The organism is Microbacterium sp. CFBP 13617 (assembly GCF_014839445.1).
Classification (GTDB): domain Bacteria; phylum Actinomycetota; class Actinomycetes; order Actinomycetales; family Microbacteriaceae; genus Microbacterium.
In genome coordinates this window covers 79120-101147 of record NZ_JACYNW010000003.1, presented here as the reverse complement: position 1 = coordinate 101147, position 22028 = coordinate 79120, and the positions used below count along the sequence as shown (strand labels likewise).

Annotated in this window: 18 protein-coding genes; 14 read left to right on the top strand and 4 right to left on the bottom strand. The window is 70.8% G+C overall.

What is annotated here, in order from left to right; genetic code table 11:
- Window positions 1-20: 20 nt before the first annotated feature.
- Complete coding sequence (locus IFU40_RS17185; RefSeq protein ID WP_342343507.1) at window positions 21-2807, top strand: nucleotide-binding protein; 2787 nt, start codon at window positions 21-23, stop codon at window positions 2805-2807.
- A complete protein-coding gene (locus IFU40_RS08980; protein ID WP_070408136.1) occupies window positions 2804-3295 on the top strand; it encodes a peptide deformylase in 492 nt (163 codons plus the stop codon). Before IFU40_RS17185 ends, IFU40_RS08980 begins: the two co-directional genes overlap by 4 nt.
- A 166-nt stretch (window positions 3296-3461) precedes the next feature.
- On the opposite strand, the gene IFU40_RS08975 is transcribed toward IFU40_RS08980, so the two are convergent.
- Entirely contained in the window at window positions 3462-5288 is a 1827-nt protein-coding gene (locus IFU40_RS08975; protein WP_191926110.1) for an AMP-binding protein, read from the bottom strand.
- A 154-nt stretch (window positions 5289-5442) separates the two neighbouring features.
- Here IFU40_RS08975 and IFU40_RS08970 point away from each other — a divergent pair, with 154 nt between their 5' ends.
- From IFU40_RS08970 to IFU40_RS08960, 3 genes are read left to right on the top strand one after another with little or no spacing between them, the layout of a single operon-like run.
- The gene (locus IFU40_RS08970; protein ID WP_055835486.1) at window positions 5443-6378 is read left to right on the top strand and encodes an ROK family glucokinase; all 936 of its coding nucleotides are present in this window, start codon (window positions 5443-5445) and stop codon (window positions 6376-6378) included.
- 2 nt (window positions 6379-6380) lie between these two features.
- Window positions 6381-7094 (top strand): lysophospholipid acyltransferase family protein, encoded by a 714-nt coding sequence (locus IFU40_RS08965; protein WP_070408134.1) that lies wholly within the window; start codon window positions 6381-6383, stop codon window positions 7092-7094.
- A 9-nt stretch (window positions 7095-7103) separates the two neighbouring features.
- On the top strand, window positions 7104-8441 hold the full coding sequence (locus IFU40_RS08960; RefSeq protein WP_055835493.1) for a class II 3-deoxy-7-phosphoheptulonate synthase: 1338 nt from the start codon (window positions 7104-7106) through the stop codon (window positions 8439-8441).
- Window positions 8442-8582: 141 nt separating this feature from the next.
- On the opposite strand, the gene pknB is transcribed toward IFU40_RS08960, so the two are convergent.
- Both pknB and IFU40_RS08950 read right to left on the bottom strand, forming a co-directional pair.
- Window positions 8583-10514 carry a Stk1 family PASTA domain-containing Ser/Thr kinase gene (gene pknB / locus IFU40_RS08955; protein WP_191926109.1) on the bottom strand — a complete coding sequence of 644 codons (1932 nt, stop codon included), beginning with the start codon at window positions 10512-10514 and terminating at the stop codon, window positions 8583-8585.
- Between the two features lie 54 nt (window positions 10515-10568).
- A complete protein-coding gene (locus IFU40_RS08950) occupies window positions 10569-11591 on the bottom strand; it encodes a lytic transglycosylase (protein WP_191926108.1) in 1023 nt (340 codons plus the stop codon).
- A gap of 149 nt (window positions 11592-11740) precedes the next feature.
- Between IFU40_RS08950 and IFU40_RS08945 the strand changes: the two genes are divergently transcribed.
- Window positions 11741-12085, top strand: a complete 345-nt coding sequence (locus tag IFU40_RS08945) for an Rv2175c family DNA-binding protein (RefSeq protein ID WP_055835502.1) — start codon at window positions 11741-11743, stop codon at window positions 12083-12085.
- A 35-nt stretch (window positions 12086-12120) separates the two neighbouring features.
- On the opposite strand, the gene IFU40_RS08940 is transcribed toward IFU40_RS08945, so the two are convergent.
- The gene (locus IFU40_RS08940) at window positions 12121-13212 is read right to left on the bottom strand and encodes a polyprenyl synthetase family protein (RefSeq protein WP_191926107.1); all 1092 of its coding nucleotides are present in this window, start codon (window positions 13210-13212) and stop codon (window positions 12121-12123) included.
- Window positions 13213-13276: 64 nt separating this feature from the next.
- Here IFU40_RS08940 and IFU40_RS08935 point away from each other — a divergent pair, with 64 nt between their 5' ends.
- From IFU40_RS08935 to murD, 8 genes are all read left to right on the top strand, one after another.
- Window positions 13277-13663, top strand: coding sequence for a DUF3040 domain-containing protein (locus IFU40_RS08935; RefSeq protein ID WP_055835507.1), 387 nt, complete (start codon window positions 13277-13279; stop codon window positions 13661-13663).
- Window positions 13664-13994: 331 nt separating this feature from the next.
- Window positions 13995-14426 carry a division/cell wall cluster transcriptional repressor MraZ gene (mraZ, locus tag IFU40_RS08930; RefSeq protein WP_055835511.1) on the top strand — a complete coding sequence of 144 codons (432 nt, stop codon included), beginning with the start codon at window positions 13995-13997 and terminating at the stop codon, window positions 14424-14426.
- A gap of 99 nt (window positions 14427-14525) precedes the next feature.
- Window positions 14526-15479 carry a 16S rRNA (cytosine(1402)-N(4))-methyltransferase RsmH gene (rsmH, locus tag IFU40_RS08925; RefSeq protein WP_191926106.1) on the top strand — a complete coding sequence of 318 codons (954 nt, stop codon included), beginning with the start codon at window positions 14526-14528 and terminating at the stop codon, window positions 15477-15479.
- The gene (locus tag IFU40_RS08920) at window positions 15476-16129 is read left to right on the top strand and encodes a hypothetical protein (protein ID WP_191916272.1); all 654 of its coding nucleotides are present in this window, start codon (window positions 15476-15478) and stop codon (window positions 16127-16129) included. Before rsmH ends, IFU40_RS08920 begins: the two co-directional genes overlap by 4 nt.
- Before the next feature lie 5 nt (window positions 16130-16134).
- Entirely contained in the window at window positions 16135-17928 is a 1794-nt protein-coding gene (locus tag IFU40_RS08915; protein WP_070408129.1) for a peptidoglycan D,D-transpeptidase FtsI family protein, read from the top strand.
- A gap of 64 nt (window positions 17929-17992) precedes the next feature.
- A complete protein-coding gene (locus IFU40_RS08910; RefSeq protein WP_055835523.1) occupies window positions 17993-19405 on the top strand; it encodes a UDP-N-acetylmuramoyl-tripeptide--D-alanyl-D-alanine ligase in 1413 nt (470 codons plus the stop codon).
- Window positions 19402-20508, top strand: a complete 1107-nt coding sequence (mraY, locus tag IFU40_RS08905) for a phospho-N-acetylmuramoyl-pentapeptide-transferase (RefSeq protein ID WP_055835525.1) — start codon at window positions 19402-19404, stop codon at window positions 20506-20508. The genes IFU40_RS08910 and mraY overlap by 4 nt, the downstream gene beginning before the upstream one ends.
- Window positions 20505-22025: a UDP-N-acetylmuramoyl-L-alanine--D-glutamate ligase gene (gene murD, locus IFU40_RS08900; protein WP_191926105.1), complete on the top strand. Its 1521-nt coding sequence runs from the start codon at window positions 20505-20507 to the stop codon at window positions 22023-22025. Before mraY ends, murD begins: the two co-directional genes overlap by 4 nt.
- The last annotated feature ends 3 nt before the right edge of the window (window positions 22026-22028 follow it).

The following is a 22028-nucleotide window of genomic DNA, read 5'->3' as shown; positions in this document are numbered from 1 at the left end:
CTTCCCGTTTGGAGACTGCAGTGACCCCCGACCGCACCGACGCGAACCCCGACGAGAACGCAGAACACGGCGTCCTCGACGAGAGCGGGAACCTCGACACCGCCAGCATCACGATCCTCGGAGGACACATCGCCCAGGTCAACGTCGACCTGCCGACCGTGTCCGACGACGACGACCTCGACGACGACGTCATCGAGGACGAGGTCGTGATCGACGACGCCGACCTGCGCCCCCTCGAGGCGCCCGAGTTCCGCGATTCCCCCCTCGAGCGTTCCACCGAGATCGTGCACGAGCCGCACGTCGAGCAGCTGCCGACCGGCGACATCATCCTCGAGCCGCACCACGACGAGGTCTCTGCAGGCAACGCCGAAGACGGCGATCACGACATCCACGACGCCGAGATCGTGCACGACGACGACCAGGCCGGTCATGCGTCGGCGGGCGATACGTGGGTCGACGTGGCCGTCGCTCACGCGACGGCGGACGACGAGGGGGATGCCGGAGACATCGACGCGCGGGAGGATTCCGCGCCGTCGCACGCGCACGAGTCTCATGCCGCCGAGTCGGAGGTCGACGAGACCTCGGAGCCCGAGAGCACGGACGTGGACCGCGGCGAGGCGGAGCACGGCCACGACGCGGGCGGCCAGGACTCGGAGGGCGACGTCGTCGAGAGCGACGGCGCCGAGAGCGACCGCGGCGATGCGCACGGCGGCGATGCGCACGGCGGCGATGCGCCCGCCGTCGACCCGCAGGACGACGCTGCGGACCACGACGACGACGCTCACGCCCCGGACGCGCACGACGCGGAAGCTCACGCGTTCGACGGCGTGACGTCGTCGGCCGACGACGAGGAGAGCGGCGTGAACGAGAGCTCCGCCGCCCTTGACGACCTCCACGACGTCGAGATCGTCGACGACGCCGAACTGTTCGCCGCGGATGCCGCGGACGGAGACGTCGAGCAGACCGAGCTGGCCGCCGATCCGGCGCTGGCCGAGCCCGCCGATCCCGAGGGCGATACGCCGCGGGAGGCCGAGTCGACCGACGTCGCGCGCACCGAGATCGATGACGACGTCGCCGAGCCCGCAGGTTTCGACACCGCGGCCGAGGCCGTCGGACTGCGCGCCGACGACGAGAGCGCGCGTGAGGCCGCCGTCGTTTCCGACTTCGACGCCTCAACGTCGCTCACGCGTGCTCCGTGGGTTCCCGCCCCCGCGGCGGGCGGACCCCGTGCCGAGGCCGAGGCGCCCGGCGAAGACGACGCGCACGCCGACACCGACGCGCACACGGACACCGATGCGGCCGTCGACACCGACCTTCCCGTCGAGGCAGGTGACACCGCCGCAGAGGCTTCCGCCCGCACGTCCGCGGAGGAGGCCGATGTGCCCGACGCCGAGCAGCTCGACGCGCGCCCGGTCGTCCGCGAGTTCGAAACGTCTTCGACGTCGATCGTGATGGCGACCCCTACCGATGACGTCGCGGCGGCCGCGGCATCCACCGGTGCCCCGTCCGCCACCGGCGCCACCCCGATCGCGCCGAAGGCTCCGACCACCGCGTCGACCATTGCGCCGACCACCGCGTCGACCACCGTTACCCCCGAGCCCGCGTCCCCCGCGGAGGAGGTCGCACAGGCCGAGGTCGCGCCGCGGAAGGCCACCGCCCCCGCCACGGGGACGGTCCCGACCACCCGCGCAGAGCGCGCGGCGACCGGTGTGATCGGAACGGTGCCGCTCACGCGCCGCAGCGCCCAGCAAGCCGACGAGGCCGCGCGCGTCGGGCGCGCCCACGCGCTCGAACGCGTCAAGACGCCCGAGCCCGAGGTGTCGCTCACGAGCAAGCGTCTCGGCCAGGTGGGGGACACGCGTGAGAGCGCCGACCTGCTCACCGCCGACCGGCTGCTCGATCCGCGGCAGATCGCCCGCCCCGAGCCCGAGGGCCTGTGGCGTCAGCTGGTGTACTCGGTGTCGGGTCACCGCATCAACCTCGGCGACGGCCGTCGTGCGCGCCAGCGCAAAGAGCTCGACCGCCGCATCTCGGCCCCGCTCGTCGGCGGTGCGCGATTCGTGCCGGTGCTCTCGCGCAAGGGCGGCGTCGGCAAGACGACCGTGACGTCGCTGCTGGGTATGGCCTTGGCCGACGCCCGCGAGGACCGCATCATCGCGGTCGACGCGAACCCCGACCGCGGAACCCTCGCCGATCGTGTCGGGAGCGCCAACGGCCGCACCGTGCGCGACCTCGTCCGCGCGCACGACGAGATGTCGGGATACAACGACGTCTCCTCGATCGTGGCCCGGGATGCCACGCGCCTGGACGTGCTGGCATCCGATACCGACCCGCGGGTGTCGGAGGCCTTCAGCGACGACGACTACCGTCAGGTCGCCGACGTCGCCGCGCACTACTATTCGATCGTGCTGACCGACACCGGCACGGGCATCGTCCACTCGGTGATGGGGGCCACCCTCGAGCTCGCGGACACGCTCGTCATCGTCGCCGGCCTCTCGGTCGACGAGGCCCGCCTGGCGTCGGAGACGCTGACGTGGCTCGAGACGAACGGGTACACGACGCAGGTGCGCGATGCCGTCGTCGTGCTCAACAACTCGCGGCCCGGTGCACCGCTCGTGCGCGAGAGCGAGCTCGAGGCGCACTTCCGTTCGCGCGTGCGCACCGTCATCCGTATGCCGTACGACGCGCGCATCGCCGCGGGCAGCGCGATCACGTTCCGCGAGCTGCAGCCGGCTACCCGCCAGGCGGCCCGTGAGCTGGCGGCGGCCGTGGTCGAAGGGCTTCGCGCTCCGGTGGCCGCGGCATGACCGTCCGTGCGATCCGGCTGTTCGGCGACCCCGTGCTCCGCGCCGTCAGCGCGCCCATCGAGACGATCGACGATGGCATCCGCTCGCTCGTGCGGGATCTGCTCGACACGGTCGCGCTCCCCGGCCGGGCCGGGGTCGCGGCGCCCCAGATCGGGGTGAACCTGCGCGCCTTCAGCTACAACATCGACGGTGACATCGGCTACGTGCTGAACCCCGTGCTGGTCGAGACCCGCGGCGAACCGCAGCCGGTGGGAGAGGGCTGCCTCTCGGTTCCGGGCCTCTGGCACGACGCGCAGCGCTTCCCCTGGGCGCGGGTCGAGGGCATCGACCTCGACGGCGACCCCGTGGTGCTCGAGGGGGAGGGCTTGCTCGCCCAGGCGCTGCAGCACGAGACCGACCACCTCGACGGCATGCTGTACCTGTCGCGTCTTCCCGCCGACACGCGCCGCGAGGCCATGCGCCAGGTGCGCGAGAGCGACTGGTTCTGACCCGCACGCCATCGCATCCGGTCGGGTGCATCGTCCGCGATGTGCGCGGGGCGAGCCCGATCCGCGGCGGAGGGACCGAGGTCGCGCGCGTCGCGGAGGTCATGCGCCATCGACAGACAACGGCCCGGCCCCCACGCGGGGGACCGGGCCGTTCGCGTCGCGCCCGTCAGGGCAGCGAGACGTTGGTGGTGTTGACCGGCACCGCGTAGATGTCCTCGATGTCGTCGGCGAAGTCGGCCACGATGACGTTGCGCTTGATGCTCATCTTCGGCGTGAGGTGCCCGCTGGCCTCGGTCCACTCCGTGGGCAGGATGGTGAACTTGCGGATCGACTCCGCGCGGGACACCCGCGCGTTGGCCCGGTCGATGGCGCCCTGCACCTCGGCGCGCACCTTCTCGTTCGCCGCGGCGGCCGTGAGCGTCATGTCGGAGGGCAGGCCGTTGTTGGCGAGCCACGTGGGAAGCATCTCGGAGTCCAGGGTCACGAGGGCCGAGATGAACGGCTTGTGGTCGCCGACCACGACGACCTGGCCGACGATCGGGTTCGCGCGGATGGGGTCTTCGAGAGCCGCGGGGGCGACGTTCTTGCCGCCGGCGGTGACGATGATCTCTTTCTTGCGACCGGTGATCGAGAGGAAGCCGTCGCTGTCGAAGGCACCGATGTCACCCGTCTTGAACCACTCTCCCTCGAACGCCTCGGCGGTGGCCTCGGGGTTCTGCCAGTACTCGCGGAAGACGTTGATGCCCCGCACCTGGATCTCGCCGTCGTCGGCGAGACGCACGCCCACGCCGGGCAGTACCGGACCGACCGAGCCGATCTTCGACTTCGTGGCGAGGTTGACCGTCGCCGGCGCCGTGGTCTCGGTGAGGCCGTAGCCCTCGAGGATGATCACGCCGAGGCTGCGGAAGAAGTGACCGAGCCGGGGGCCGAGCGGAGCCGACCCCGACACCGCGTACACGATCCGCCCGCCCATGGCATCCCGCAGCTTCGAGTACACGAGCTTGTCGAAGAGCGCGAATTTGATTCTGAGGCCGAGCGGGATGGACCGGCCGTCCTGCAGACGCTCGGAGTGCTCGATGGCCGCCGCGGCGGCCGCGCGGAAGATCTTGCCCTTGCCGCCGGCCTCGGCCTTCTGCTCGGCCGAGTTGTAGACCTTCTCGAACACGCGCGGCACGGCCAGCAGGAACGAGGGCCGGAACGAGCCGAGTGCGGGCAGCAGCTGCTTCGTGTCGGGCTGGTGGCCGGTCTTGACCCCGGCGTGCACGTTCAGCAGCGAGATGAAGCGGGCGAAGACGTGCGCCGTCGTGATGAACAGCAGCGTCGAGGCGCCGGGCGTCTCGACGACCTCGTGCAGCGCCTTGGCGGAGTTGCGGGCGAGCTCGACGAAGTTGCTGTGCACCAGCACGCAGCCCTTCGGGCGCCCCGTCGACCCCGAGGTGTAGATGAGGGTCGCGACATCCGACGCCTTGGCCAGGTGGCGGCGGCGCTCGATCTCTTCGTCGGTGATGTGGCCGCCCCCGGCCACGAGCGTGTCGAGCGCGCCCGTGTGCATCTGCCACACGTCGCGGATGAGCGGCACGTCGCTGCGCACCTCGTCGAGGCGTTCGGCGTGCTCCGCCGACTCCAGGACGACGGCGATGGCGCCCGAATCCGAGAGGATCCACGAGATCTGCGCGGGGGAGCTCGTCTCGTACACCGGCACCATCACGGCGCCGGCGTAGAACAGCGCGAAATCGACGAGCGTCCAGTCGTAGGTCGTGCGCGCGATGAACGCCACCTTCTCGCCGGGCTGGATGCCCGCGGCGACGAATCCCTTCGCGAGCGAGATCACCTGCCGTTCGAACTCGGCGGCGGTGACGTCGCGCCATCCGTCGGCATCGGGCACCGCGAACAACGCGCGGTCGGGGGTCGCCCGCACGCGGTCGGCCAGCAGGTCGGACGTGTTGGCGTCCGGGTCGGCGGCGACGAGGGGGGAGAGGTCGAACTGGATCACGGTAACTCCTTTGGCACCGGAAGAACGTCGAGCGGTTCGTCGAGTCTATCCGCACGTCTTTCCCTGCCCCGGGTGAAGTGCGTTCCTCGCGCGGGTGTCCCGGGTGGCTAGACTGCTCCGGGCCGGCCGAGCGGTGGGCCCGGAAGGGAACGCGGTGCAGAACGTCGGCATCGACATCGGGGGCACGAAGATCGCGGGCGGCGTCGTCGACGCCGACGGGACGATCATCGAGAAGCTCCGCGTCGACACCCCCATCGACCCGTCGGCCCTCGTGGATGCCGTGGTCGACATGGCCGACCACCTGCGTCGCGCCCACGAGGTGCACGCCATCGGCGTCGCGGCGGCGGGCTTCATCAGCCGCGACCGCAGCACCGTGATCTACGCGCCCAACATCGACTGGCGCGACGAGCCGCTGCGCGCGCGACTCGAGCAGCGCCTCGATGCCCCCGTCACCATCGAGAACGACGCCAACGCCGCCGGCTGGGGCGAGTACCGCTTCGGCGCGGGCCAGGGCGTGCGCGACATGGTCATGCTCACGATGGGCACGGGAGTGGGCGGCGCCGTCGTCACCGACGGCGAGCTCTTCCGCGGCGGACACGGCATCGGAGCCGAGCTCGGGCACCTGCGTTTCGTGCGCGGGGGACACCCCTGCGGCTGCGGGCAGAACGGATGCCTCGAGCAGTACGCCTCGGGCCGCGCACTGCAGCGCGAGGCGAACGCCATCGCCGACGAGGGCGGGATCGGCGCGGCTCTCGCGGCGGTCCGCGACGAGAAGGGGGCCATCCCCGGTCCCGCCGTCTCGCGACTCGTGCTGGCGGGCGACCCGGGTGCCGTCGAGGCGCTGCGCCGGGTGGCCACGGCCCTCGGCGAGGCCTGCGGAGGCTTCCAGGCGGTGCTCGACCCCGAGGTGTTCGTCATCGGCGGGGGAGTCGCGCAGCTCGGTGCCGACCTGCTGGAACCGGTGAAACTCGCGTACGAGACGTCGCTGCCGGGATACGGTGAACGTCCGGTCGCGGAGTTCGCGATCGCACGCTTGGGCAACGACGCCGGTCTCATCGGGGTCGCCGACCTCGCCGGGAAGGAACGCTGACGATGTTCTACTGGCTCATGAAGTACGTGGTGATCGGACCGATCATCAAGGCGATCTTCCGCCCGTGGATGGTGGGCCGGCGAAACATCCCCGTCGAGGGCGCGGCGATCCTCGCCAGCAACCACCTGTCGTTCTCGGACTCGATCTTCCTGCCCCTGATGATCGACCGGCGCATGGCCTTCCTCGCCAAGAGCGACTACTTCACCGGGCGCGGTCTGAAGGGCTGGGCCACCCGCCTGTTCTTCACCGCCACGGGCCAGCTGCCCATCGACCGCTCCGGCGGCAAGGCGTCGGAGGCATCGCTCAACACCGGTCTGGGCGTGCTCGGCCGGGGCGAGCTGCTCGGCATCTACCCCGAGGGCACCCGCAGCCCCGACGGCACCCTGTACCGGGGCCGCACGGGCATCGCGCGCATGGCGCTCGAGGCGCGCGTCCCCGTCGTTCCGGTCGTCATGGTCGACACCGGCGCCGTCATGCCCATCGGTCAGCGCCTGCCGCGGGTGGGACGCGTCGGCATCGTCATCGGCGAGCCGCTCGACTTCTCGCGTTTCGAGGGCATGGAGGGCGATCGCTACGTGCTGCGGTCGGTCACCGACGAGATCATGGTGGCGCTGCAGCGCCTCGGCGAACAGCGGTACGAAGACGTGTACGCGTCGACCGTGAAGGACCGCCTGGCCACCGCGCAGGCGGCGAAGGCGCCCGCGGCGCGCCACTAGACTTCAGGGGTGAATCAGCAGCTCCACGACCTCGACCACTGGCGAACCCTGCCCATCAAGCAGCAGCCCCAGTGGTATGACGAGGCCGCGGTCGACGCGGCATCCGCAGAGCTGGCGACCCTCCCGCCGCTGGTCTTCGCCGGCGAGGTCGACAATCTGCGCGATCGCCTCGCGCGCGCCGCCGCCGGTCAAGCGTTCCTCCTGCAGGGCGGTGACTGCGCCGAGACCTTCGCCGGCGCGACCGCCGAGCAGATCCGCAACCGCATCAAGACGGTCCTGCAGATGGCCGTCGTGCTCACCTACGGGGCGTCGATGCCGGTGGTGAAGATGGGCCGCATGGCGGGCCAGTTCGCCAAGCCCCGTTCGAGCGACGTCGAGACGCGCGGTGACGTGACGCTGCCGGCCTACCGCGGCGACATCGTCAACGGGTACGACTTCACCGAGGAGTCCCGCAAGGCCGACCCGGCGCGGCTGCTCAAGGGCTACCACACGGCCGCCTCGACGCTGAACCTCATCCGCGCGTTCACGCAGGGCGGCTTCGCCGACCTGCGCGAGGTGCACAGCTGGAACAAGGGCTTCGCCAGCACCCCGGCCAACCAGGCCTACGAGAGCATGGCGACCGAGATCGACCGCGCGATCAAGTTCATGGAGGCCGCCGGCGCCAACTTCGACGAGCTCACGCGCGTCGAGTTCTACACCGGCCACGAGGGTCTGCTCATGGACTACGAGCGCCCCATGACGCGTATCGACTCGCGCACGGGCATGCCGTACAACACCTCGTCGCACTTCCAGTGGATCGGTGAGCGCACGCGCGAGCTCGACGGCGCGCACGTCGACTACTTCTCGAAGATCCGCAACCCCATCGGCGTCAAGCTCGGCCCCACCACGACGGCCGAGACGGCGCTCGCCCTCATCGACAAGCTCGACCCCGAGCGCGAGCCCGGTCGCCTGACGTTCATCACGCGCATGGGCGCGGGCAAGATCCGCGACGCCCTGCCGCCGCTGCTCGAGGCCGTCCGCGATTCGGGCGCCACACCGCTCTGGGTGACCGACCCGATGCACGGCAACGGCATCACCACGCCCACCGGGTACAAGACGCGTCGCTTCGACGACGTCGTCGACGAGGTGCGCGGGTTCTTCGAGGCGCACCGCTCCGTGGGCACGCACCCGGGTGGCATCCACGTCGAGTTGACCGGCGACGACGTCACCGAGTGCCTGGGAGGCTCCGAGATGATCGACGAGGCCACCCTCGCGACCCGCTACGAGAGCCTGTGCGACCCGCGTCTGAACCACCGGCAGAGCCTCGAGCTGGCGTTCCTCGTCGCCGAGGAGCTCGAGAAGCGCTGAGCCGCGTCTCCGTCGCTTCGACGCCCCCGATCCGCTGTGGTCGGGGGCGTCGTGAGTGTGAGGGGAAAGGTCGGCCGGGCCGTCGGTGGATGCCTCGGTGGAATGTCGGCGTGATCGTGCTGCCGTGCCGCGCGGTCGAGCTCAGCCGGTGCTGAAGACGCGCACGGGGGTCCCCGGCCGGTGGCTGGTGCCTGGGGCCGGATCCGTGCGACTCACAGTGAAGATTCCCCACACCAACTCGGGAAGCGCTGTGCCGGGTTCGAAGCCCGCTTCGCGGAGCGTCGAGATCGCATCGGCGACGGACTGCCCGGCGACATCGGGCACGATGATCGGACGCGGCCCCTTAGAGACGAGCAGGGTAACTGTTTCACCCGGACGCCAGTTACCGTCCTCCGCGCGATCCAGGATGCCAAGGACGGCCCCATCATCGATCGAGTCGCTGAAGTCGGTGGGACGGTCTCCGGAGACTTGCAGCCCGGCGGCCTCGAGCTCGCGAATGGCACGGTCGACCCCGAGTCCGGTGACGTCGGGGACTGGACCGCTAGAGATCAGCATCGAGGCGGCATCGCCCTCGTAGACGGTGCAACCATCCGTGCAGTCAATCGCTTCGGCACCGGACCGCGGAGTCACGGTCGCTGACAAGACGGTTCCCTGATCGGAATCAGTGAACTCGAAACCGTCGTCTCCCACGCTGACGCGCGCCGCCTCGAGTGCGGCGCGCGCCTCTGTCTGCGAGCGGCCGGCGAGTGGTTCGATCTGATGGGTGGCGGGACCGAGCGACACGGTGACCGTCACAACGGTGTCCTTATCGACCCGCGTATTCGAGGGAGGATCCGAGGAGATCGTGGTGCCGGCGGCGATGTCGAAGTCGGTGACCTCTTGCGCCTGAGCACGCAACTGCTGCTGGGCGAGCAGCGCCTCGGCGTCGGCGAAGCTGCGCCCCGAGACGTCGGGCACGGCGACGAGCGATCCGGGGCCGGAACCGAAGTACCAGCCCGTGCCGGCGGCGCCCGCGGCCAGCAGCAGCACGAGCATCAGCATCCAGATGCCGCGGGCGGTGCGGCGGCGGGTCTTCGTGCGGAGCCGGGCCGCGTTGTCGGGCTCGTCTGCGGGCGCCGACGGCAGGGACGCGGTCTGGGGCAGCACCTTGGTGAGCTCTCGAGACTCCGCCGCGGTCGCCGGGCTCGTCGTGCCGACCGAGACGGCGCGGGCCACCTGCGGGGCGAGGCCCAGCTCCTTCTCGACGGCGCGCAGGCGCTCGAGCATCACCGCGGCGTCGAGCGGCCGATCGTCGGGCTCGCGCTCGGTCGACCACAGCACGAGCTCGTCGAGCTGCTCGGGGACGGAGGGGTTCTTGGCGCTCGGGCGGGGCACGGAGTCGGTGGCGTGCTGGTAGGCGATCTGCATCGGCTGCTCGCCCTTGTAGGGCTGCTCGCCGGTGAGCATCTCGTACAGCATGATGCCGAGCGAGTAGATGTCGCTGCGGGCGTCGGCGGTGCCGCGCGTGACGAGCTCGGGAGCCAGGTAGGCGATCGTCCCCATCAGCTGGGCGCCGCTGGCGGTGTTCGCCGTGGTGGCTCGGGCGAGACCGAAGTCGCCGATCTTGATGCGGCCGTCCTCGGCCAGCAGCACGTTCTCGGGCTTCACGTCGCGGTGCACGATGCCGGCGCGGTGCGCGGCGGCCAGCCCCGAGAGGATGGCATCCATGATCGTCAGGGTCTGATCGACCGTGAGGCGCTTGTGCTCGCGCAGAAGCTCGCGCAGCGTGATGCCGGGCAGGTACTCCATGACCAGGTAGGCCATCTCGCCGTCCTGGCCCTGGTCGAAGACGTTCACCACGTGCGGGTCGCTCAGGCGCGCCGCGGAGCGGGCCTCTTGGATGAACCGGCTCTGGAACACGGTGTCGTCGCTGAGGTGCCCGTGCATGACCTTCAACGCGACGCGGCGCTCGAGGCGCAGATCGGTCGCGACGTACACGGTCGCCATGCCGCCGCGCGCAATGCGCGCGCGGACCCGGTACCGGCCGTCGACGAGACGGCCGATCAGCGGGTCGGCCTGCTGACTCGTGCTCACGGGTCGAGTCTACGGAGCGCCCCCTGGGAGCCCGGGCAACGGCTCACCGCCACCTCAGCCGAGAACGGCGAGCCAGGTGGTCGCGGGCTGCTCCCATTGCGCGTAGCGATCGGGGTAGGCCGAGATCTGCACGGCCTGAGCCGCGTCGGCGTACGACAGCTGCTCCCAGCCCTCGATGTCGAGCAGTCCGCGCGTGTCGGAGCCGTTGGGGTCGGCGGATCCGCCGTAGAAGGCCCGGGTCGACCGGTCGGGGTCGAGGATCTGCTCGGGCGAGCCCCACCCCGTGCTGGGCCGCTGCTGGAAGAGACCGCGCGAGTCGCGGTCGCCCCCGTCGAGGTTGCGCAGCCACGACTCCTGCATCGCGGTGCCGAGGGCGATCCGGATGCCGTGATCCGACACGCCGAGCTCCCGCCCGATCCGGATGATGAGGCGCGCGTTCTCGGACTGCTCGGCGTCGAGTCCGGGAGCGGTCGCCGGGGGGAGCGCCGCCGGGGCGGGAGCCGACGGAGCGGAGCCGGAGGGGATCCGCAGCACCTCGCCGGGGTAGATGATCGACGAACGCGTGAGGTCGTTGGCGGCGAGGACGGCGTCGATCGAGACGCCGTGGGCGGCGGCGATCGCCGAGACGGTGTCTCCCGGTCGCACCTCGTAGGTGGGCGTCGGGGCGTCAGCGGGAGCCGCCGGCGGCGCGGCCGCGGCGACGAGGGCGAGGACCTGCCCGGGGCGGATGACGGCGGAGGCGTCGAGCCCGTTGGCCGCGAGCACCGCCGCGGTGTCGAGGCCGTGGGCACGGGCGATGCCCCAGACGGTGTCGCCCGGCTGCACGGTGTAGGTGGCGGATGCCGCGAGCGCGGCCGTGGCGGGAACGTCGAGCGCGCGGGGCGCCGGCGGCAGCGCCGCGAGGGGCGGGGCGGGTGGTGCCGCGTGCGCGGCGTGCTCGCCCGTGAGGGCCAGGGCGATGGAACCGGCCACCGCGGCCGGCCAGATCGCGGCGACCCGCTTTGCCGTGGAGATCTTCGCGGTGGGCGGCGTCGATGCGGCCGGGGCCGGCGCGGCGAGAGAGGGGAGTCGTTGCATGGTGGGGGATGTCCGTTCTTCCGACTTCCTTCGACGCTCGCACGGGCTGTGAGAGATGTCAACGCGTGGGGCTCGTGTGACGCGTGTGACCCGCCCGGGCCTGGCGGCGCCGGCACCACTGCCCGCGCGGAGGGTGAGATAGTGGCATCGTGACCGACACTTCCCCCTATGAGACCGCCTGGCTGACCCTCCCCGATCTGGTGGAGATCCTGGACGAGCCCCTCGGCCGGGTGCGTCGCCTGCTCGACGAGAACTACCTGGTCGGCTCGCGTCGGCACGGTGCGCTGCGTGTTCCCGAGGTCTTCCTGGTCGACGGTCGTCCCCTCGCGTCGCTGCGCGGCACGATCATCGTGCTGCACGACGCCGGGTACGACGAGGACGAGACGATCGACTGGCTGCTGACTCCCGAGGACAGCATCGGCGTCGCCCCCATCGAGGCGCTGCGCGCCGGTCGCAAGAGCGAAGTGCGCCGCGTCGCGGCGTCGCTCGCCTGAGCCCACCGCCCGCTCGGGCGCCGGATGTCGCCGCGTCAGGCGGAGCGTTCGGTGGCCGCCCGCGCCAACGCACGCAGTTCGCCGACGGCCGAGGCACCCAGGCGCGCGTCGGTCAGGGCGGCGTCGGCCCGACGGGCGTAGTCGGCGATGAGCTCCTCGGTGCGAGCCAACGCGCCGGTGTCGACGATCGTGCGCTGCAGGCCCGCGATCCGGTCGGCGTCGAGGGTGGCGTCGCCGAGCAACGCGTCGATCTCGCGGCGTTCGGCCTCGGGCAGCGATTCCCGGGCGTAGGCGACGAGCACGGTGCGCTTGCCCTCGCGCAGGTCGTCGCCGACGGGCTTGCCGGTGACGGCGCTGTCGCCGAACACGCCCAGCACGTCGTCGCGCAGCTGGAAGGCCATTCCCACGTCGTGCCCGAAATGCCCGAGGGCCTCGAGCTGCGCGTCGTCGGCCCCGGCGAGTTCCGCGCCGATGAGCAGCGGCTGCTGGATGCTGTAGCGCGCCGACTTGTACGACGCGATGCGCAGTGCCCGCTCGGCGTGGGTGTCGTCTGGGTAGACGACGTGGGCCGACTCTTCGGCGACGTCGAGGAATTGCCCGATCGTGACGTCGCGGCGCATCCGCGCGTAAGCCCGCCGGGTGGCGCCGGCGGTCGCGGCTCCGTCGAGTCCTTCTTCGAGCAGGTCGTCGCTCCAGGCGACGAGGAGGTCGCCCAACAGGATGGCGCCCGAGCGTCCGAAGGTCTCGGGGTCGCCGGTCCACCCGGCTTCGCCGTGCGCGTTCTGCAGGGCGCGGTGCGCGGCGGGCTGACCCCGTCGCGTGTCGGAGTTGTCGACGAGGTCGTCGTGCACGAGGGCCGCGGCGTGGAACACCTCGAGCGATGACGCCACCGCGAGGGCGGCGTCGTCGAGGCCGTGCGCGTCGGGGTGGTCGAGCTCGTCGACCGCGCGCCAGCCGGTGAGGCAGAAGCGCGCGCGCAGGCGCTTTCCGCCGCGGAGAGCGGCTGCACCGGAGCGGGTGAGCGCCTCGGCCTCGGGGCCGAGCATGGCCGCGTACGATAGCTGATCAGAGAGGAACTTGTCGAGTCGCTGGGAAACAGCTTCGATCGGTTCCGGGGAGGCTGGCACGGGCCTAGCCTAGTGATCCACGCCGCGCGTAGAATCGTCCGCACCGAACAACAGAGGGGGATGCATGCCACTCTCCGAACAGGAGCAGCGTCTGCTGGATGAGATGGAGCGCCATCTCATGAGCAACGACACCGATGTCGTCACCGCCCCCAGTCGCGCCCTGAGCTATCGCAACATCGTCCTCGGCTCGATCCTCGTTCTCGCGGGGCTCGGAGCGCTGGTGGTCGGTGTGTCGATCGGCTTCAACACCGGGTTCCTCGGCATCGCCATCGGCGTCGTCGGGTTCCTCCTCATGGTGGGAGGCGTGGTCTTCGCGGTCACGCCGATGCGCGGTTCGGCTCCCACGGCGCCCGTCGCCTCCGCCTCGGGTGCACGCGCCCCTCGCGCGGCGAGCACGTCGTTCATGGACCGCATGAACGATCGGTGGGACCGCCGCCGCGAAGGGCACTGACCCTCCCGCATCCTGAATCAGCACCGGCTCTTCGGAGCCGGTGCTTTTTCGTGCGCCCGGGGAGCGGGTTGCGACGGAATGGGGCGAGTGGGGGAGTGCCCCTTTTTCGCCGTGCCCCCTCCCTTTTGCTCCACCGGCCGTCTTCCCACGGTGTTCGACCGTTCTCGAGCCGCGGAAACACGCTGATCTCGTCGCGCCGTCGAGGGAGGGCCAGCAACAGTACACGGCGGCATTCCTTCGCGGAAGATCGCAGGATTCGATAGCTAAGTGGAGGGCAGTGGAGTAAAGTGGGGGAAACTTCGCTGGCCGGACGAAGGGGGTGGACGCTCGAATGCTGCTCGGAACGCACAGCCCCAAGCTCGACGACAAAGGGCGCGTCATCCTGCCCGCGAAGTTCCGTGACGATCTCGGAGCCGGAGTGGTGATCACCCGGGGGCAGGACCGCTGCCTCTACGTGTTCAGCACCGAGGAGTTCGAGCGCGTGCACGAGCGGATCCGCGAGGCCCCGCTCAGCAACAAGCAGGCCCGCGACTTCCTGCGCATGTTCCTCTCGGGGGCCAGCGCCGAGAAGCCCGACAGCCAGAACCGCATCACCGTTCCCCCGGCGCTGCGCGCCTACGCCGGGCTCGGTCGCGAGCTGGTCGTCACGGGTGTCGGCGCCCACGCCGAGATCTGGGATGCCGAGGCCTGGAACGCCTACGCCGAGAGCAACGAAGACACGTACGCCGAGATGGAGCAGGAGGTGATCCCGGGACTGTTCTGACCCTCCGGCTGTGATGTCCAGCCGCACGCCCTGACGCACTTCCCCGGCGCCAGGTCCTGCGGATGGGCATCAGAGCCCGAGGATTCGGAGCCCGACATCATGGACATCCGCGACATCCACACCCCCGTCCTTCTCGAACGCTGCGCCGAGTTGCTGGCGCCCGCACTCCAGCGCCCCGGCTCCGTCTTCGTCGACGGCACGCTGGGCATGGGCGGGCACTCCGAGGCCTTCCTCGAGCGCTTCCCGACGACCCGCCTGATCGGCCTCGATCGCGACACCGACGCCCTGCGCATCGCGGGGGAGCGGCTGGCCCGTTTCGGCGACCGCGTCACCCTCGTGCACACCGTCTACGACGGCATCGCCGAGGCCGTGGCATCCGCGGGGGTGAAGAAGGTCGACGGCATCCTCTTCGATCTCGGAGTCTCGTCGCTGCAGCTCGACGAGGCCTCCCGCGGCTTCGCCTACGCGCAGGACGCCCCGCTCGACATGCGCATGGACCAGACCAGCGGCATCACCGCCGCGCACGTGGTGGCCACCTACGGCGAGGGCGATCTGCGTCGCATCTTCGAGCGGTACGGCGAAGAGAAGCTCGCCGGCCGCTACGCCCGGGCGATCATCGCCGCTCGCGCCGTCGCGCCCCTGGAGCGCTCGGGTCAGCTGGTCGACGTGCTGCAGGCCGCGACCCCCGCCGCCGTGCTGCGTGAGCGCCACCCCGCCAAGCGCGTCTTCCAGGCGCTGCGCATCGAGGTCAACGCCGAGCTGTCGGTCCTCGAACGCACGATTCCCGCGGCCCTCGGCACCCTCTCGGTCGGCGGGCGCATCGTCGTGCTGTCGTACCAGTCGCTCGAGGATCGCCTCGTCAAGCGCGTGTTCGCCGACGCCTCGACCTCGACCGCCCCCCGGGGGCTTCCCGTCGAGCTGCCCGAGCACGCGCCGAAGTTCCGCCTGCTCGTCCGTGGAGCCGAGCTCGCCGGAGACGACGAGCGGGCCGTCAACCCCCGTGCCACCCCCGTGCGTCTGCGCGCGGCCGCGCGAATCCAGGAGGACGCATGAGTGCCACCCAGACCGTCGATGCGGACTTCCTCCCGGATTTCCCGGCGCCGGTGCGCGAACCGCGCCGACTCCACGTCGTCGCCCCCGCGCGTCGCCGCGCTCCGCGCCGCCTGTTCGGCGTGATCGCCGTCACCGGTGCGCTGGCCATCGTGCTCGTGCAGATGGGGCTCGGCATCCTGACCACTCAGAGCTCGTTCGAGATCGCGTCGCTCACCCAGCAGCAGCGCGACCTGACGTACCAGAAGCAGATCCTCGCCGACGACAACGCCGGGCTCAGCTCGCCCCAGTACCTCGCGGCCAACGCCGCCGCCCTCGGCATGGTCATCGACGAGTCGCCGACCTACCTGCGCCTGAGCGACGGCGCCGTCATCGGTAGCGACAAGCCCGCCGACGCCGTCTCGTCGGTGGATGCCATGGGCCGAGGTTCGGTGCGCAACGCCCTGATCGCCGACAAGCCGCTCGTGACCAACCCGCAGGCACCCGTCGCCCCCGCGGCCGCGGCGCCGACGGACCCCGCGGCCGCGGCGCCGACGGACCCCGCGGCGGCGGCGCCGACGGACCCGGCGGCCCCCACCGACGCCACGCCCCCCGCCGAATCGGCGACACCCCCGTCGATCAGCGACGGTCTGCCGACTCCCGCGACACGATGAGACCCATGACGACGACTACCCACCGGTCCCCTCGGCGTCGCACCGTCGTCGCTCTCGCGATCGTCCTCACCGTCCTGCTCGCCTTCGTGGTGCGCCTCGTCGACATCCAGGTCGTCAACGCGAAGGAGCACGTCGACGACTCGCTCGCGATGGGGCTCCAGAACTCCCGCGTCGAGTACGCCTCGCGCGGCTCGATCGTCGACGAGAACGGCGTGATCCTGGCGTCGAGCGTGAACCGCTACGACGTGCAGGTCGACCCCATGCTCGCGATCAAGGGCGTGACCACCCGTGACGACGACGAGAACGAGACCACGACGGGATGGCCCGAGATCGCCGCGAAGATCGCGGCCGTCACCGGGCAAGATGCCGCCGACGTCGAGGCCAGCGTCACCGACGCCGTCGCCGAAAACCCCGACTCGCGCTACGCGATGATCACCAAGAACGTCTCGACCGAGCAGTACCGCGCGCTGGTCGCCCTCGGTCTGCCGTTCCTGAGCTTCCCGCCCCAGGCCGGCCGCGTGTACCCCGACGGCGCCGTCGGCGGAAACCTCATCGGCTTCGTCGGCAGCGACGGTCAGCCCCTCGCCGGGCTGGAGGCGGCCGACAACGACTGCCTCGCCTCCACCAACGGCAAGGTCGTCTTCCAGCAGAGCCGTGACGGCGTGGTGCTGCCGGGCACCGAGACCGTGGCCGAGCCCGCGGTCGACGGCGGCACGCTGAAGCTCACCGTCGATCGCGACCTGCAGTGGTACATGGGCCAGCTCATCGCCGAGCAGGTGCAGAACACGGGATCGCTGCGCGGCACGATCACCGTCGTCGAGGCCAAGACGGGCAAGATCCGCGCGCTGGCGGAGTACCCCACCGTCGACCCGAACAACCCCACCGCGACCCCGTCGGAAGACCGGGGGAGCCGGGCGTTCTCGAGCCCGTTCGAGCCGGGCTCCACGTTCAAGGCGCTCACCACCGCGATCGGTCTGGACAGCGGCTCGTACACGCCCGAGACGACCGTCACCGCGTCGTCGCGCGAGGTGCTCGGCGGCGACGCCCGCGTCTCCGACGCGTTCTCGCACGGCCCCAACGTCTACACGCCCGCGGGCGTGCTCATCGACTCCTCGAACGTCGGCATCTCGAAGTTCGGCGAGATGATCCCCAAAGAGACGCGCTACGACTACCTGCAGAAGTTCGGCATGGGCTCGCTCAGCGCGATCGACTTCCCGGGCGAATCCGGCGGCATCCTGCACCCGGCCCAGGACTGGGACACGCAGACCTTCTACAACACGACCTTCGGTCAGGGCCTGTCGGTCACCGTGCCGCAGCTCGTGGGCGCGTACCAGACCATCGCCAACGGCGGGCTCAAGATGCCGCTGTCGTTGGTCGAGGGGTGCACCGCCGCCGACGGCACCGTCACCGACGTCCCGTCGACCGAGGGCACGCAGGTGGTCTCCACCGACACCGCGCGGGCGGTGTCGCTCATGCTCGAGAACGTCGCTACCCAGGGCGAGCTGGCCTCGAAGATCGCCATCCCCGGCTACCGCATCGCGATCAAGACCGGAACCGGCGAGAAGGTCGACGAGAACACCGGGGCGTACAAGCCCGACGCGTACTTCACGACCATGATCGGCTTCGCCCCCGCCGACGACCCGCAGTACGTCGTCGCGGTCAACCTCGACGAACCGCGGACGGTAAAATCGTCGGCGGCCACCGCCCCCGCGTTCCAGAAGGCCCTCACGCAGGTTCTCAAGACCTACCGCGTGATCCCGTCCGGAACCACGACCCCCGAACTGCCCAAGTTCGGCTGAGACACCGCCGACGCCGGTCTCGTCTCGGTAACGAATGCGACACGGAAAGGGCGTCCGCACAGCAATGATCTCCACCAGCCTCTCCCACCTCGCCGACGTGCTCGGCGGGCGCCTCGTCGTCCGCGGCACCGACACCCCCGACACCACCGTCTCGGGCGACGTCGACACCGACTCGCGCCTGATCGAGCCCGGCGGCATCTTCGTCGCCAAGCCCGGCGAGGCCACCGACGGCCACCTGTTCGTCGCCGCCGCGGTCGAGCGCGGGGCGGCGCTGGCGATCGTGGAACGCGAGCTCGACGACGCGGTGAGCCAGATCGTCGTCGCCGACGCCGTGGCCGCGCTCAGCGACCTCGCCCGCGACGTCGTGGGTCGCGTGCGCGCCGGGGGAGACCTGCGGATCGTCGGCATCACCGGCTCCAACGGCAAGACGACGACCAAGAACCTGCTGGCCCGCATCCTCTCCGACGAGGGCGACACCGTCTCGCCCCGCGCCTCGTTCAACAACGAGGTCGGCGCTCCTCTCACGATGCTCCGCGTCACCGACGACACCCGCTACCTCGTGAGCGAGTTCGGCGCGAGCGGCCCCGGGGCCATCGCCCACCTCGCCGGCCTCGTCACCCCCGACATCGGCGTCGTGCTGATGGTCGGCATGGCGCACGCCGGGGGCTTCGGCGGCATCGAGTCGACCTTCCACGCCAAGAGCGAGCTCGTGCGGGCGACGCGTCCCGGCGGCCTCGCCGTGCTCAACGCCGACGACCCCCGGGTCGCCGCGATGGAGCCGATCGCGCGCGAGCGCGACCTCGAGGTGCGGTGGTTCGGCCGGGGCGAGCGCGCGCAGGTGCGGGCCGTCGACGTCGAGGTCTCGGCATCCGGCACCCGCGCCGATCTGCTGGTCGACGGCGAGCCCCACACCCTCACCCTGCACGTGCTCGGCGAGCACCACGTCATGAACGCCCTCGCGGCCCTCACGGCGGCCATCGCCCTGGGCGTGTCGGCGGCCGACGCGATCGCGCGACTCGAGACCGTCGAGATCGCCGAGCGGTGGCGCATGCAGCCGCTCGGCTCCGACCGGGTGCGCATCATCAACGACGCATACAACGCCAGCCCCGATTCCATGGCCGCAGCTCTTCGCACCCTCGCCCAGATCACCGGTCCCGACGAGCGCACGGTCGCGGTCCTCGGCGCGATGAGCGAGCTCGGCGAGTACGCCGACGAGGAGCACGATCGCGTGGGCCTGCTCGCGGTGCGCCTGCGCATCCAGCGCATCGTCATCGTGGGGCCCGAGGCGCGGCGCATGTTCCTCGAGGCCATCGCCCAGGGGTCCTGGGACGGCGAGGCGGTCTTCTTCGCCGACGCCGACGCCGCCTACGACTACCTCTCGACCGAACTGCGCGACGGTGACCGCGTGCTGGTGAAGTCGTCGAACTCGGCGGGGCTCCGGCATCTCGGCGACCGTCTGGGAGACTTGTTCGCGTGAGATCACTTCTGACGTCGGCGGCGATCTCGCTGGCCTTCACCCTCTTCCTCACCCCGGTGTTCCTCCGGTGGTTCCGGAAGTGGGGCTGGGGTCAGGTCATCCGCACGCCCGAGAACGTGCACAACCCCTCGCACGGGGCCAAGCGCGGCACGCCTACCATGGGCGGCACGATCTTCATCCTCGGCACGATGATCGGCTACTTCATCGGCTCGTACGCGGGCAACAACCCGCCCACGATCTCGGGCCTGCTCGTGCTGTGGCTCATGCTCGGTTTCGGCGTGGTCGGCTTCATCGACGACTACATGAAGATCCGCCAGCAGCGCAGTCTCGGCCTCTCGGGCTGGCGCAAGATCGCCGGCCAGGTCATCGTCGTCGTCCCCTTCGCGATCGTGGCGCTGAACGCCCGGAACGCCTTCGGCCAGGCCCCCGCGTCCGAGTACATCTCGGTCTTCCGTGACATCCAGGTGCTGTCGCTGTTCGCCCTCGGCCCGATCCTCGGGTGGCTGCTCTATCTCGCGTGGATCTCGCTCATCGGCACGGCGGCGTCGAACTCCGTCAACGTGGCCGACGGCCTGGACGGGTTGGCCGCGGGATCGGGCATCTTCGTCGTCGGCGCGTACAGCCTGATGGCCTTCTGGCAGAACAAGCAGATGTGCGCCGACGTGCTCGACGCGTCGGTGCAGGCCGGATGCTATGCCGTCCGCGACCCGTTCGACCTCGCCATCGTCTCGGCGTCGTTCGTGGGCGCCCTGGTCGGATTCCTCTGGTGGAACGCCCCCAAGGCCAAGGTCTTCATGGGCGACTGCGGGTCGATGGCCATCGGCGGCGTCATCGCCGCGATGGCGATCTTCACCCGCACCGAACTGCTGCTCGTGCTCATCGCCGGCGTCTACGTCATCGCGTCGGGGTCGGTCATCCTTCAGCGCGCGTACTTCAAGATCACGCGCGGCAAGCGCCTGTTCCTCATGAGTCCGCTGCACCACCACCTCGAGATGAGGGGGTGGCCCGAGGTCACCATCGTGGTGCGCATGTGGATCATCGCGGGGCTCCTCGCCGTCTCCGGCATCGGTTTCTTCTACGTCGAATGGCTCGCACGCGTATGACCTCTTTCGCCTCCCTCACCAGCTGGCACGCCGACTGGAAGGGTCTGCGCGTCGTCGTCCTCGGCCTGTCGGTCACCGGGTTCTCGGCCGCCGACACGCTCAGCGAGCTCGGCGCCGACGTGCTCGTGGTGACCGAGCGGGCGGATGCCGAGTACTCGCGGTTGCTGCCCGTGCTCGGCGTGCGGCTGCACGAGGGCCCGCTCGACACCGTCCCGCACGAGCTCACCGCGTTCGCGCCCGACGTGGTCGTGGCCTCGCCCGGATTCGCGCCCCACCACCCCGTCATCCGGTGGACGCAGGAGCAGGGCATCGCGCTCTGGGGCGACGTCGAGCTCGCGTGGCGCGTGCGCGACAAGGTGGTGCGTCCCGACGGCCGCCCCGCCGACTGGGTGCTCATCACCGGAACCAACGGCAAGACCACCACGACCCGGCTCACGGCCGAGATGCTCGTGGCGGCGGGCCTGCGCGCCGCTCCCGTGGGCAACATCGGCACCCCGGTGCTCGATGCCGTGCGCGATCCGAACGGGTTCGACGTGCTCGTCGTCGAGTTGTCGAGCCACCAGCTCTGGTACCTCAACCTGCAGACCGGCGACGACGCGCTGTCGCCGCACGCGGCGGTGTGCCTCAACCTCGCCGACGACCACCTCGAGTGGCACGGCGGGGCCGACGCCTACCGCGACGCCAAGGCCGGCGTCTACGCCCGCACGCGCGTGGCGTGCGTCTACAACAAGGCCGACGATGCCACCCGCGAGATGGTCGAAGACGCCGAGGTCGTCGAGGGCGCCCGCGCCGTCGGATTCGACCTGGGGGTTCCGGGGCCGAGCGACGTCGGTGTGGTCAACGGCATCCTGGTCGATCGCGCCTTCCTCGAGGAGCGCGCCACCTCGGCCCTCGAACTGACGACCGTCGCCGACCTGGCCGCCCGCGGCCTCGCCGCCCCCCACGTCGTCTCCAACATCCTCGCCGCGAGCGCCCTCGCGCGCTCGCTCGGCGCGACGCCCGCGCAGATCCACGACGCGCTCGAGCGGTTCCGTCTCGATCCGCACCGCATCCAGGTCGTCGGCGCCCACGCGGGCGTCACCTGGGTCGACGACTCGAAGGCGACCAACCCGCACGCGGCGGCTTCGTCGCTCGCCGCGTACCCGGGCTCGGTCTGGATCGTCGGGGGTCTGCTGAAGGGCGTCGACCTCGGCGAACTCGTCCGCGCCCGCGGTGGTGCGGTGCGCGCCGCGATCGTGATCGGCACGGTGCGCGACGATATCGTCGCGGCGTTCGCGCGACACGCCCCCGCGGTGCCGCTGTTCGAGGTCGACCACGCCGAGACTGAAGACGTCATGGCGCAGGTCGTGGAACTGGCGGCGGCCGTCGCCCGGGACGGAGACACGGTTCTCCTCGCCCCGGCAGCGGCGTCGTTCGATCAGTTCTCGTCCTACTCCGACCGCGGCGAACGCTTCGCCGACGCGGTGCGGACGTGGATCTCGCGGCACGACGACGGAGCATCTCGATCGCAGGACTGAGGG

Coding starts and splice junctions, on each gene's coding strand:
- murD (WP_191926105.1), top strand. CDS start 20,505: ATGACCTCTTTCGCCTCCCTCACCAGCTGGCACGCCGACTGGAAGGGT.
- IFU40_RS08950 (WP_191926108.1), bottom strand. CDS start 11,591: ATGCAACGACTCCCCTCTCTCGCCGCGCCGGCCCCGGCCGCATCGACG.
- IFU40_RS08920 (WP_191916272.1), top strand. CDS start 15,476: ATGAGTGCCACCCAGACCGTCGATGCGGACTTCCTCCCGGATTTCCCG.
- IFU40_RS08915 (WP_070408129.1), top strand. CDS start 16,135: ATGACGACGACTACCCACCGGTCCCCTCGGCGTCGCACCGTCGTCGCT.
- IFU40_RS08965 (WP_070408134.1), top strand. CDS start 6,381: ATGTTCTACTGGCTCATGAAGTACGTGGTGATCGGACCGATCATCAAG.
- IFU40_RS08910 (WP_055835523.1), top strand. CDS start 17,993: ATGATCTCCACCAGCCTCTCCCACCTCGCCGACGTGCTCGGCGGGCGC.
- IFU40_RS08980 (WP_070408136.1), top strand. CDS start 2,804: ATGACCGTCCGTGCGATCCGGCTGTTCGGCGACCCCGTGCTCCGCGCC.
- IFU40_RS08935 (WP_055835507.1), top strand. CDS start 13,277: ATGCCACTCTCCGAACAGGAGCAGCGTCTGCTGGATGAGATGGAGCGC.
- rsmH (WP_191926106.1), top strand. CDS start 14,526: ATGGACATCCGCGACATCCACACCCCCGTCCTTCTCGAACGCTGCGCC.
- mraZ (WP_055835511.1), top strand. CDS start 13,995: ATGCTGCTCGGAACGCACAGCCCCAAGCTCGACGACAAAGGGCGCGTC.